Origin of the sequence: Staphylococcus sp. HMSC14D10 (assembly GCF_001808125.1) — a bacterium.
In the GTDB taxonomy this organism is placed as follows: Bacteria; Bacillota; Bacilli; order Staphylococcales; family Staphylococcaceae; genus Staphylococcus; species Staphylococcus haemolyticus.
Map to the genome: position 1 here is coordinate 141993 of NZ_KV792248.1, position 13296 is coordinate 155288.

The window sequence follows — 13296 nt, forward strand, 5'->3', positions numbered from 1 at the left end:
CTTCCTTTCTTAAATTTATAATTTCTGACGTAAAGCTTGTGCTAATTCTTCAAATTCATCCCAACTATAGACTGACACACCTGATGCATTTGGGTGGCCTCCCCCACCAAATTGATTAGCGACATCATTAATAGTGATTCCTTTAGATCGAATACGACACCTAATTTGATCTCCCTCATCTACACCAAACATCCATATTTTTAAACCGCTAATATCCGCAACTGTATTTACAAATTGAGAAGCTTCATTAGGCTGAATGTCAAACTGCTTTAAAACATCATTAGTTATTTTAATTTGACAATATTCATGTGAATCTGATAGTTCAAAATTTTGTAAAATATATCCTTGGAAAGGCATTAACTTAGGATCTTTTTCGGACATTTTATTTAATTCAACATTATGATTGAATGGATATGCCAATAATTGACTAGCAACTTCCATTGTATGGGGTGATGTATTACTAAATAAGAATCGCCCTGTGTCTCCAACAATACCTAAGTACAATACTCGAGCTACATGTTCATCAATTATACTTAAATCATTAAAATGTGCGATGAAATCAAATATAATTTCACTTGTAGAAGATGCTTCAGTATTAACAAAATTTACATCACCGTATTGATCAGTAGCAGGATGATGATCTATTTTAATTAATGACTGTCCATTTAGATATCTTTGATCATCAATACGTGGTGCATTTGCAGTATCACATACAATTACAAGTGCATCACCATATACACTGTCATCAATTTCATCTAAGTCTCCTATAAATGATAATGATGGTTCAGTTTCACCTGCAGCATAGACATTTTTTTTAGGGAATTTTCGTTCAAGATATAACTTTAATCCAAGTTGTGAGCCATAAGCATCTGGATCAGGTCTCACATGTCTATGAATAATAATTGTTTCTGCCTCTTTAACTCTTTGCATGATTTCATTAAAAATTTCTACCATTGTTATATCTCCTTAAATTAGATTTATTACTTTAAAATTAAATACTTTGTATATCCTCAAACATCTGACAAATTATCATTGCATTTGCGACTTTTTCATTACCACTTACCATCGCGACTTCCAATTTAGCAAAGTTCCTTCCAACATCGAGCATGTCATATTGAACTCTAATTGATGCTTCAATTGGCACAGTTTTAATATAGATGATATTTAAACTTTCAATCATAACATCTACCTTTTTATATTTTCGCAATTCATGCTTTATTGTTTCTTCAATAATAGCGACAAATACAGCCTTACTTAATGTGCCATATTGATTGGTTAATAACGGAGAAACCTCAACCGAAATATCACTTTGTGAAATCGTAATATGTTTCGCTATTTGATCATTAATCGTCTCACCTATTTGAGGTTGTCTGCCAATAAGTTGCATCGCTTTTAATACGTCATCTCTCGTTATTACACCTATTGCTCTTTTATTCTGAGTTACGGGTAATATCTCAATTCCTTCCCAAATCATAATGTGAGCACAACTCGCTACCGTTGTATTTAATTCAACATTGATAGGACGTTTCGTCATTACTTTAGCAATGGTATCATCCGAGTTCATTTGAATGACTTCCTTACTCGTAACTATTCCAACTAATCGCCAATCTTTATCTACGACTGGAAACCTTGAATGACCTGTAACTTTGGCACGTGATTTATAATTTTCAATACCCATTTCATCAAAAATAACCGTCATATCATTAATTGGTTTCACTATATCTTCAACTATTAAAATTTCTTTTCTAATCATTTGATTATACATTGCTCTATTAATAATATTGGCTACAAGAAATGTATCATAATTTGAAGACAGGATTGGTAATTCATGATTATTAGCATAATCAATAATTTTTTGTGTTGTTTTAAAACCTCCAGTAATAAGTACGCCACTACCTCTTTTTAGCGCCTCTAACTGAACATCAGGTCTATTACCTACGATTAACAATGTATGATGACTTAAATATTTAACCACATCTTTTAGTTCCATTGCACCTATCGCAAATTTTGAAACACTTTTTGTTAATCCATTTTTGCCACCAATGATATCTCCATCAATGATTTTTAAAATTTCTTTAAACGTAAGGTTCTCAATCTCCTCACGATTCTTTTTATCAATACGTACTGTACCTACTCTATCAATGGTAGTTACTAACCCAAGTTGTCCGGCATCTTTTATAGCTCTATATGCCGTACCCTCAGATACTTTCATTACTTTGGCAACTTTCCTAACAGAAATTTTTTGGCCAACATTTAACGATTCTATGTATGCTATGATTTGTTCATGTTTAGTCATTGATAATACCTCTTTATAATGTACAGTGTTTTATTTATTATAACTTTTTAATCATAAAAAATCGATTTAGAAAATGTAAACCAATTAGTTTTAAAAAAGCTTCATCAGTTTGATTTTTTATTAATTAATAAATCAAGTTATGTTAATTAAATCTTTAATTATTTTAATTATATACATTGGTAAAATTAAAATATTTTATATATAATTGTTTATGAGGAGGGATGACCTATGTATAAAAATATTTTATTAGGTGTAGATACTCAATTGAAAAATGAGAAAGCGTTGAAGGAAGTATCAAAATTAGCAGGTCCAGATACCGTAGTAACTATTTTAAATGCGATTGGTGAACAGGATGCACAAGCATCAATTAAAGCTGGTACGCATATTAATGAATTAACTGAAAAACGTAGTCATTTGCTAGAAAAAACACGAACTACTCTAGAAGACTACGGAATTGATTATGATCAAATCATTGTGCGTGGTAACCCTAAGGACGAATTAGTGAAACACGCTAATAGTGGTAAATATGAAATCGTCGTATTAAGTAACCGTAAAGCTGAATCTCAGAAAAAATTCGTATTAGGTAGCGTAAGTCACAAAGTAGCTAAACGTGCTACCATCCCTGTATTGATTGTAAAATAGTTAGTAAAATTCAAAAGAGGCGTCAAAATATAAGCACAAAGATGATTGTCCATGTATAAATCACCTTTGTGCTTATTAATTTCATTAAACTAACCAATTACTCCATTTATATTTACATTTATTAAAATGATACAGACTCACCAGGTTCTAATATTTGTACTTCACCTTCATGCACTGCATCCTTAAATTGTTGTGGATCTTGTTCAATTAAAGGGAAAGTATTGTAATGAACTGGAACAGAAATCTTAGGTTTAACAAATTCATTAATTGCATAACTTGCATCATCAATACCCATAGTAAAGTTATCACCAATTGGAACAAAACATACATCAACAGGGTGTCTTTCAGCAATTAATTTCATATCACTAAACAATCCTGTATCACCCATGTGATAAATCGTTTTACCTTCAACTTCTAATATAAGTCCCATTGGCATGCCTAAGTAAATAGGGATACCATCTTCATGTGTGAAACTTGAACTATGGAAAGCTTGAACATATTTAACGCTACCAAAATCAAATTTAGCTTTGCCACCGATATTCATACCATGAACATCTTCTACACCGTGATAAGTACTTAAATACCCTTGTAATTCAGCAGAACCTATAACAGTTGCGTGATTACGATTTGCTAACTCAACTACATCGCCAAAGTGATCGGCATGACCATGAGTTAAAATAATATAATCTACATCTAATGTTTGTTCATCTAAATCACATTTGTCATTACCGGAAATAAATGGATCTACAATTACTTTTTTACCATTACCCTCAAAATAAATCGTTGATTGCCCATGAAAAGAAAGTTTCATAATTATAGCCTCCTATTGCTTGATTACTATAATTATACCCTAGCCATAAAAGATATAACATGAAACTAAAATAATCGCTTATCGTATTAAATAATTTTGAATTTTAAGCTGATTAGACGTAAAATTAACATAAATACTTAATGGAGATGATTGAATGAGTAAAATCGAAAAAATAACTAAACAATTACAACATGAACAAGCTGACGCTGCATGGATAACAACTCCTCTCAATGTATTCTACTTCACTGGGTATAGAAGCGAACCTCACGAGAGATTATTTGCACTATTAATTACAGCAAATGGAGATCAAACCTTATATTGTCCAAAGATGGAAGTTGAAGAAGTTAAGAATTCTCCATTTGAAGGAAAAATCATTGGTTACTTAGATACTGAGAATCCATTTGAAATTGACCCTTCATCTTTTAATAAGTTATTGATTGAAAGCGAACACTTAACAGTAAAACGTCAACGCGAGTTAACTCAAAACTTTGGTGTTCAACACTATGGCGATATTGATCAAACAATTAAAGAATTACGTAATATTAAAAATGAATCCGAAATTGAAAATATTCGCGAAGCGGCAAAGCTCGCTGACAAATGCATCGAAATTGGTACCGAATTCCTTAAAGTCGGTGTAACAGAACGTGAAGTAGTCAATCATATTGAAAATGAAATCAAAAAATTTGGTGTTAGTGAGATGAGTTTTGACACAATGGTATTATTTGGAGATCACGCTGCATCACCTCACGGAACTCCAGGAGAAAGAAAACTTGTTAAAGATGAATATGTATTATTTGATTTAGGGGTTATATATAATCATTATTGCAGCGATATGACACGTACAGTAAAATTCGGAACCCCTTCTGAAGAAGCTCAAACAATTTATAATATTGTTTTAGAAGCAGAAACCAATGCTATTGAGGCAATTAAAGCGGGCGTTCCTTTACAAGATATTGATAAAATCGCTAGAGACATTATAAGTGATGCTGGATATGGTGATTATTTCCCTCACAGATTAGGACATGGCCTTGGTTTAGAAGAGCATGAATATCAAGATGTTTCAAGTACAAATTCAAACCTACTTGAAGCAGGAATGGTTATTACGATAGAACCTGGTATATATGTACCTAATGTTGTTGGCGTACGTATTGAAGATGATATTTTAGTAACTGAAAATGGTTATGAAATACTAACAAACTATGATAAATAAAAATTAAAAATCCAGTTGAGTTTATAGTAAAAAACTATGTACTCAACTGGATTATTTATATTAAATCAATTATTAATCTTCTTTTAATGCATCTTCAACAGACGTATATTCTAAACCGAACGCTTCAGCTACTCCTTTGTGAGTTACATGACCTTTGTACGTATTTAAACCTAAAGATAATGCGTGGTTAGCTTTAAATGCTTCACGGTAACCCTTACTAGCTAATAATTGCGCATAAGGTAATGTTGCATTATTTAATGCAATTGTAGATGTACGAGGTACTGCACCTGGCATATTCGCAACTGCATAGTGAACAACACCATGTTTTACATATGTTGGATCATCGTGTGTCGTAATTTTATCTGTAGTCTCAAAAATACCACCTTGGTCAATAGCAATATCAACAATCACTGAACCATCTTTCATTTGTTTAATCATATCTTCAGTTACCAAGCTAGGTGCTTTTGCACCAGGGATTAATACGGCACCAATAACTAAATCACTTTCTTTTACTGCATTTTCAATATTTAATGGGTTAGACATAATTGTGTTCACACGACCATCAAATAAATCATCTAATTCAGCTAATCGTTTAGGGTTTACATCTAAGATTGTAACATTAGCACCTAAACCTAGTGCGATTTTAGCCGCATTTGTACCAGCTTGACCGCCACCGATGATAGATACTTTACCTTTTGGTACTCCAGGAACGCCTCCAAGTAAAATACCCATTCCACCGTTGAATTTTTGTAGGAATTGTGAGCCAACTTGAGCAGACATGCGTCCTGCAACTTCACTCATTGGTGTTAATAATGGTAATGAACGGTCAGGTAATTGAACCGTTTCATAGGCAATACCTACGACTTTATTTTCAACTAACGCTTGAGTTAATTTTTCTTCATTTGCAAGATGTAGGTATGTAAATAAGATGAGTCCTTCTTTGAAATATTTATACTCTTCTTCCAATGGTTCTTTAACTTTAATAACCATTTCTACATCCCATACAGATGACTGTTCAGATACAATGTCAGCACCTGCATCTTTGTAATCTTTATCTTCAAAGAATGAACCTAAACCAGCATCTTTCTCAACAAGTACTGTATGTCCTTGCTCAACTAATGCATGTACACCACTTGGTGACAAACCAACTCTGTTTTCGTTATTTTTTATCTCTTTTGGAATACCAATTTTCATTCCATCCACCTCCATTACTATCGTAACGCTAAACCAATGAAAGCGCAATCAGAAAAAGTACACATTATTGTTAAAATATAAAGAGTAAAAATTCTGAAATTTGTGGTAATATATAAGTAAGAAAAGCTAAGGGGGTTATTAAGATGTTAACATACAAAAACATTTTAATCGCAGTTGATGGTTCACACGAAGCTGAGTGGGCTTTCAACAAAGCAGTAGACGTAGCTAAACGTAATGACGCTAAATTAACTATAGTGAACATTATCGATTCAAGAACGTATTCTTCTTATGAAGTATATGATGCACAATTCACTGAGAAGTCTAGAAGTTTCTCTGAAGAATTGTTAAAAGGTTATCAAGAAGTTGCAACACGTACTGGAGTTACTAACGTTGAAACTCGTTTAGAATTTGGTTCTCCTAAAGCAATTATCCCTAAAAGGTTAGCAAGTGAATTAGGTGTAGATTTAATTATGTGTGGTACTTCAGGTTTAAATGCCGTTGAAAGATTTATTGTCGGTTCTGTATCTGAAGCAATTGTACGTCACGCACCATGTGATGTATTAGTAGTACGTACAGAAGAAATCCCTGAAGATTTCCAACCTGAAGTTGCAACTCCAGAATTTAGAAAACAATATTCATAAAAGTTATATCTAACTATTCATTTACAAAGTGAGTTTAATATGGCGATAAGGTCTTTGACTTTATCGTCATTATTTATTTGTCACAATTTTATTTAAAAAAGATAACATACATTGTCTAATTACAATGCATGTTATCAGTATTAATAAATTATAATTCGCCAAATTTAACTGTATCTCTAGCAATCATAACTTCTTCATTTGTTGGAATAACAATAACTTTAACTGGTGAGTGTGGGTAATTGATAAATCCTTCTTCACCACGGATTGCTTCGTTTTTCTTAGGATCCCAATAGATGCCCATGAATTCTAAGCCTTCTAATACTTTGGCACGAACTGTTGAAGAGTTTTCTCCTACACCAGCTGTAAATACAATGACATCCACGCCATGCATTCTTGTAGCATAAGAACCAATATATTTATGAATTCTTGAAGCAAATACGTCTAATGCTAATTGTGCACGTTCTTTACCTTCTTCTGCATCACTTTCAAGGTCACGTAAGTCACTTGATGTACCTGAAATACCAAGTAGACCTGATTCTTTGTTTAATACATTAAGAACTTCTTCGGCGTTTTGACCAGTCTTTTGCATAATGAAAGGAATTAATGCAGGGTCGATATTACCTGAACGTGTACCCATTGTAACACCCGCTAATGGAGTGAATCCCATTGATGTATCGATTGATTCACCACCATCGATGGCAGCAATTGATGCACCATTACCAATATGACAAGAGATAATACGTAACTCTTCAATCGGTTTATTCATGATTTCAGCAGCACGTTGTGATACATATTTGTGACTTGTACCATGGAAACCATATTTGCGAATACCATAATCTTTATAGTATTGGTAAGGTAAGCTATATAAATATGATTGTTCTGGCATTGATTGGTGGAATGAAGTATCAAACACTGCTACATGAGGAATGTTTGGTAATAATTTTCTGAATGCACGGATACCCATTAAGTTAGCAGGGTTATGTAATGGTGCTAATTCACTTAATGACTCAATTTGTTCTTCCACTTTATCTGTAACTAATGCAGACGTTGGGAATAACTCACCACCGTGCACGACACGATGTCCTGTACCAACAATATCATTAATGTCATCAATGATGCCATGTTGTTTGAAACTGTCTAACATGATGTTAATTGCTTCTTCATGATCCTTGATATCTTTAACATCTTTAATTTTTTCACCATTCACTTCAATTGTGAAGATTGAATCTTTAATACCGATACGTTCGATTAAACCTTTTGTTACTAGAGTTTCTTCAGGCATTCTTATTAGTTGGAATTTTAAAGAAGAACTACCAGCGTTAATCGCTAAAACTAAACTAGACATATATTATTGTCCTCCAATTTATTAATTAATATCCATATTTATTTAACCATTAATACAGCCATAATTCAAGAATATCACAGTTTATTTTTGAGGATGATTGTCTTTCATCCAAGTATTTAATTCACCAATAAATCCTTGGAATTGATTAGGATTTTTAAAATCAGGAATATTTGCTAATAACACTTCAACTGGCTTAGTCTCATTCGATTTTTTCTTTTGTAAAATCAATATTGATTTACGCGCATTTTCGTTCTTAAATAACGTCTTAGGTAAATTTAGAAATGCTTGCATTTCTGTTTCTGTAGCAATGAAATTTTCCAACTGTTTTACATTGTCATCTTCAAAAATATTACTTGGAACTACTAAAAATGCGAAACCAGATTGTTTCAAGGCAGTAATTGCTTGTTCAATTAGTAAATAGTGAGAATAGCTATGCCCTTCTTTAAAACCTAATTGCATTTCATGACTTCGTTCATCTAGAGGATAATATCCTATCGGTAAATCACCAATAACAATATCCGCTTCTTCTAATGGTAACGGCATAATTGCATCCTGAGGATAAACATCAAACGGTATCTCCAAGAAATTTGCTAAATGTACACTAACTCTTGAAAGTACCGGATCAACTTCAATAAGATGATGCATAATTGTAGTATCCTTAAGCACTTCATTAACAGATGCACTTAAATGGCCTGCACCACTAGCGATATCTACAACATGTAATTCTTCGTTGTTTTCAGTAAATTTTTGAACTAAAAATCCGAGAATTAAACCAATAGAATCGGGTGTTATTTGGTGATTGGCTTGAATCGTTTCTTCTTGCATTAAACTTAAATAAGCGAACTGAAATGCTTTTCTACGATCTTGTAATGTGGCTTGTTCCAATAATTCACGTTTATTACTATAAACATCTTCCATCGCTAATCCTAAATTCTCAATAAAACTTTGACCGTTTTGTTCATTTAAAGCTTTAGCTTTTTCATCTAATGTTTTGAAAAGCTTTTCCATGATTGTTTGTTCTTCACTCATAAACTTAATCCTCTCCATTAAAAAAGTGTCCATTCGGTTTATTTCTTAAAAATAATCAACGCTAATTTAAAGTAGCATTTCTGAAATAAATATGGACACTTTTACGTTATATCTATCTTCTAAAAATTGATATTAAATGTTGCGATATGCTTCTAATGCAGCATCAAAGTTAGGGAAATCAGTACCTTCACTAACTAATTCTTTATATACAACTTTGTCATTGCTATCTAATACAAAAACAGAACGAGCTAATAATCTTAACTCTTCCATAACAACACCATATTGTTGACCAAATGATAAGTCTTTATGGTCACTTAAAGTAATAACGTTATCTAAACCATTTGATGCACACCATCTTTTTTGAGCAAATGGTAAATCTGCAGAAATCGTTAAAACAACACCGTCTTCTTGCGCCGCTTCTTCATTAAATTTACGAGTTTGTTGGTCACACACACCTGTATCAATAGAAGGTACAACGCTGATTAATTTCTTTTGACCTTTATAATTTTCTAAACTAACTTCATTTAAATCGTTATCTAATACTTTAAAGTCAGGAGCATGTTGCCCTTCTGATACTTCAGAACCAGCTAAATGAATTGGATTATTTTTAAAAGTAATTTGTGTCATGATGAAATGACCTCCTATAGTATTTATCATTATATTGCTATCATACGACAGTCGTAAAACTTAAATCAATCATTTAAAACTAAATCATATCTAATGTTAAAGTAGTTGTAAAATGTAGTCATATGTGTTTTTCAATATTAGAACTGTTGTAACGATGATAAAAAGTATCTTTACATAACCAACACCATTACTTATGGCAAATTGTGCACCTACATATGAACCAATTATCATACTTACAGCCATAATTAAGCCATACACAAAATCAACCTGACCTAAGATAATAAACAGAACTAATGCACCTAAATTAGAAGCAAAGTTTAAGACTTTCGCGTTACCTGTTGCACTTAAAAAATCAAATCCAAACATAAGCAAAACAAATAACATAAAAGAGCCAGTGCCTCCACCTAAGAAACCATCATAAAAGCCAATCATTAACATTAAAGATACAAAAATGACAGCTTTACCAATTGTTAGCTTAGAAAATGTGCGCACATTTCCCCAATCTTTTTTCGTAATTGTATATATCAGTACAAGGCTCAATATAATGATAATTAAAGGCATTAAAACTTGTGCAGGCAACATAGTAGCTAAACTAGCACCGCCTGCTGCAAATATAAACACAAATGGAAATAACTTAAGTACAATATTTAAATCTACTTTGCCTGAACGTATAAACTTAATTGCACTTGTAAGCGAGCCAAATGAACTGGCTAATTTGTTAGTACCAAGCGCCAATGAAGGTGGTATTCCTATAGCTAATAGAGCTGGTGTTGAAATTAGGCCCCCACCACCTACTACTGCATCGATAAAAGCAGCTAAAAATCCAAATACTATAATAATCAATATAATATTTAGCGTTATCTCCATGATGCATATCCCCTTTGTTTTTAATACTTGATTACTCTATTTTAGAATAACTCATCAATTAATGCATCAGTGTTTTGGTCTTTTTCGCTTTTATAATCTTTGTTAATCGTTAATGTTTCAATATTATCTGCTGCACGTTGAACCATTTCATCGAAGTTAAATACACTTTCATATTTAATTACTTTATCAAAATCTGGTTCAGTTACAGGATTTTTAGGAGTAAAAATAGTACAACAGTCTTCATAAGGTTGAATCGAAACATCAAATGTACCAATCTCTCGTGCTTTCTTTACAATATCTTCCTTATCAAGCGAAACAAGTGGTCTTAAAATCGGAGTAGAAGTCACATCATTAATTGCGTACATACTCTTTAATGTTTGACTTGCCACTTGTCCTAAATTTTCACCGTTAACAATCGCATTAGCCCCAACTTTTTCTAATACAATGTCCGCTACACGTAACATCATGCGACGTGTAGATGTCATTGTGTATCTAGGGTGAACTACTTTATTTATTTGTTTTTGTAATTCTGTAAATGGCACTATGTGCAATTTTATTGGCCCCACTCTTTCAGAGAGGATACGTGTAAGTTCAATCACTTTGTCTTTAGCTTTTTCACTAGTGAAAGGTGGACTATGGAAATGAATCGCTTCTATATAAACACCACGTTTCATAATCTCCATTCCAGCTACTGGAGAGTCTATGCCTCCTGACAACATTAAGAGTGTTTTACCGCCAGTGCCAACTGGTAAACCACCAGCACCTTCATAAATCTGTGTGAATACATACACACCATCCATTCTTACTTCAACTCTTACGTTATGATCCGGTTGTTTTACATCAACCGATATACCTTCAGTTGCTTGTAAAATCGCACCTCCAAGTTCACGTTGTAAAGCATATGTGTCCATTGGAAATGACTTATCTACACGTTTAACATCAATTTTGAATGTCTCTCCCGGTTTAAAATCTTGAGCTAAATCAACACATAATTTTTTTATTTCATCTAATTCTTGAGATGTTTTATGAACAGGACTAATAGATTTAATACCAAATATTTTAGTTAAGCGATTGATTACCTCTTGTGCATCCGCTTCTTCAGATAACGAGATATACATTCTATCTCTCTTTCCTTTAACGTGGGTTCCTTCTATCGTTTGTAAAGACTTAATAACGTTATCTTTCAAAGCATTTACAAACTTTTTCCGATTTGCTCCTTTTAAAGTCAGTTCACCATATCTAACTAATAAATGATCAAACTCCATTTACTTTAACAACTCCTTAATTTCTTTGTATATTGTTCCAAATTTCACTTTAAATTGATGAATATCTTCTTGAGTAGTCATATCTCCTAAGGATAATCTAATACTTCCTTCAATTTTATTTTCCGGAAGTCCCATTGACATTAAAACTTCATTTAGTTTCCCTCTTTTAGATGAGCAAGCGCTTGTAGTTGAAACCATGATATCCAATTTAGAAAATGCATTAACTAAGACCTCACCTTTCACACCTGGAAACGCAATATTTAATATTTGCGGTGCACAATCCATAGGAGAATTGATATATACACCTCTAAACTCTTTTAAAAATTCACGTAATTCATGGTTATAATCACTTAATCGTTGATTACGTTCATTTAAATTATCCATTGCTAAAGTTATTGCTTTCACTAGTGACACATTCATTGGCAAGTTCACTGTTCCACTTCTTACGCCGTATTCTTGTCCTCCTCCATGAACAATAGGCTCTAATTTATCTTTATTGTCAATTAATAGGAGACCTTGTCCTTTAAGTCCATTAAATTTATGGCCACTAAAGCTTACACTATTAACACCTTCAAGGTCCATTTTTACCTTTCCCAAAGCTTGAACTGCATCAACATGTAAATGTGCTTTAGGATATTCTTTTAATATGTTCACTATTTCATTAATAGGTTGAATTTGTCCCATAATATTATTCACATACATACAAGAAACAAGGCCGACCTTATCATTCATCAATGAAGCTAAATGTTCAATATCAACACGGCCATCCGCATTAACATCAACATATTTTAATACAAACCCATCTTCTTCTAAGTTTCTCATAACTTCTAAGACAGATGGATGTTCTAAAACGGAAGTAATAATTTCATTTGCAAATTGCTTTTTACGATAAGCAATACCTTTTAAAGCTATATTATTCGATTCAGTGGCACCACTTGTGAAAATAACATCTGTATTTTGTCCTATAGATAACATTGAAGATATACGTTCTTTTGCTTGTAGAAGCACCTTCTCCGCTTGCAACCCCCACTTGTGAGGACTATTTGGATTGAAATAAACAGTTTCATTTACTTTATTAAATGAATCGAGTACATCTTTATGAGGCTTAGTAGTGGCTGCATTATCAAAATAGATCACTTAAAACACTCTCTTTCATTCACTATTAAATTATTTATTTACCCTTTGTAAATTTATCTTTTATAGACATATTATTCAAAAATAGATACTAAAGAATTATACTATTTTTAAATAAAAATAAAAGGCGTCGGACTCAAATTAAATGATTTTGAGTTGAAAACTTATTTAGCATTATTTATTAAGCGTTCTGAATTAAAGTAACTCCCCCTTGAATTCAATAACTTTATATGAG

13 protein-coding genes are annotated in these 13296 nt (G+C 32.5%); 3 read left to right on the top strand and 10 right to left on the bottom strand.

Annotated features, from left to right (window positions below):
* Window positions 1–15 precede the first annotated feature (15 nt).
* Together HMPREF3134_RS04980 and HMPREF3134_RS04985 are read right to left on the bottom strand one after the other, a co-directional pair.
* Window positions 16–954, bottom strand: coding sequence for a DHH family phosphoesterase (locus tag HMPREF3134_RS04980; RefSeq protein WP_070441188.1), 939 nt, complete (start codon window positions 952–954; stop codon window positions 16–18).
* A 37-nt stretch (window positions 955–991) separates the two neighbouring features.
* A complete protein-coding gene (locus tag HMPREF3134_RS04985) occupies window positions 992–2296 on the bottom strand; it encodes a DRTGG domain-containing protein (RefSeq protein WP_070441191.1) in 1305 nt (434 codons plus the stop codon).
* A 228-nt stretch (window positions 2297–2524) separates the two neighbouring features.
* Here HMPREF3134_RS04985 and HMPREF3134_RS04990 point away from each other — a divergent pair, with 228 nt between their 5' ends.
* The gene (locus HMPREF3134_RS04990; RefSeq protein WP_037551038.1) at window positions 2525–2938 is read left to right on the top strand and encodes a universal stress protein; all 414 of its coding nucleotides are present in this window, start codon (window positions 2525–2527) and stop codon (window positions 2936–2938) included.
* 121 nt (window positions 2939–3059) lie between these two features.
* Here the strand turns inward: HMPREF3134_RS04990 and HMPREF3134_RS04995 are convergent, their stop codons facing one another.
* On the bottom strand, window positions 3060–3749 hold the full coding sequence (locus HMPREF3134_RS04995) for a metal-dependent hydrolase (RefSeq protein WP_070441194.1): 690 nt from the start codon (window positions 3747–3749) through the stop codon (window positions 3060–3062).
* A gap of 154 nt (window positions 3750–3903) precedes the next feature.
* Here HMPREF3134_RS04995 and HMPREF3134_RS05000 point away from each other — a divergent pair, with 154 nt between their 5' ends.
* Window positions 3904–4959 carry a M24 family metallopeptidase gene (locus HMPREF3134_RS05000; RefSeq protein ID WP_070441196.1) on the top strand — a complete coding sequence of 352 codons (1056 nt, stop codon included), beginning with the start codon at window positions 3904–3906 and terminating at the stop codon, window positions 4957–4959.
* Between the two features lie 72 nt (window positions 4960–5031).
* On the opposite strand, the gene ald is transcribed toward HMPREF3134_RS05000, so the two are convergent.
* Window positions 5032–6153, bottom strand: a complete 1122-nt coding sequence (gene ald / locus HMPREF3134_RS05005; protein WP_070441199.1) for an alanine dehydrogenase — start codon at window positions 6151–6153, stop codon at window positions 5032–5034.
* Window positions 6154–6296: 143 nt separating this feature from the next.
* Between ald and HMPREF3134_RS05010 the strand changes: the two genes are divergently transcribed.
* Window positions 6297–6794 carry a universal stress protein gene (locus HMPREF3134_RS05010; RefSeq protein WP_070441202.1) on the top strand — a complete coding sequence of 166 codons (498 nt, stop codon included), beginning with the start codon at window positions 6297–6299 and terminating at the stop codon, window positions 6792–6794.
* A gap of 148 nt (window positions 6795–6942) precedes the next feature.
* On the opposite strand, the gene HMPREF3134_RS05015 is transcribed toward HMPREF3134_RS05010, so the two are convergent.
* The 6 genes from HMPREF3134_RS05015 to HMPREF3134_RS05040 form a co-directional block, all read right to left on the bottom strand.
* On the bottom strand, window positions 6943–8139 hold the full coding sequence (locus HMPREF3134_RS05015) for an acetate kinase (protein WP_070441205.1): 1197 nt from the start codon (window positions 8137–8139) through the stop codon (window positions 6943–6945).
* Window positions 8140–8220: 81 nt separating this feature from the next.
* Window positions 8221–9168 (bottom strand): class I SAM-dependent methyltransferase, encoded by a 948-nt coding sequence (locus tag HMPREF3134_RS05020; RefSeq protein ID WP_037536841.1) that lies wholly within the window; start codon window positions 9166–9168, stop codon window positions 8221–8223.
* Window positions 9169–9300: 132 nt separating this feature from the next.
* The gene (gene tpx, locus HMPREF3134_RS05025; protein WP_011275511.1) at window positions 9301–9795 is read right to left on the bottom strand and encodes a thiol peroxidase; all 495 of its coding nucleotides are present in this window, start codon (window positions 9793–9795) and stop codon (window positions 9301–9303) included.
* Window positions 9796–9891: 96 nt separating this feature from the next.
* Window positions 9892–10662 (bottom strand): sulfite exporter TauE/SafE family protein, encoded by a 771-nt coding sequence (locus HMPREF3134_RS05030; RefSeq protein ID WP_070441208.1) that lies wholly within the window; start codon window positions 10660–10662, stop codon window positions 9892–9894.
* Between the two features lie 41 nt (window positions 10663–10703).
* Window positions 10704–11927 carry a tRNA uracil 4-sulfurtransferase ThiI gene (gene thiI, locus HMPREF3134_RS05035; protein WP_070441211.1) on the bottom strand — a complete coding sequence of 408 codons (1224 nt, stop codon included), beginning with the start codon at window positions 11925–11927 and terminating at the stop codon, window positions 10704–10706.
* On the bottom strand, window positions 11928–13064 hold the full coding sequence (locus tag HMPREF3134_RS05040; protein ID WP_070441213.1) for a cysteine desulfurase family protein: 1137 nt from the start codon (window positions 13062–13064) through the stop codon (window positions 11928–11930).
* Between the last annotated feature and the right edge of the window lie 232 nt (window positions 13065–13296).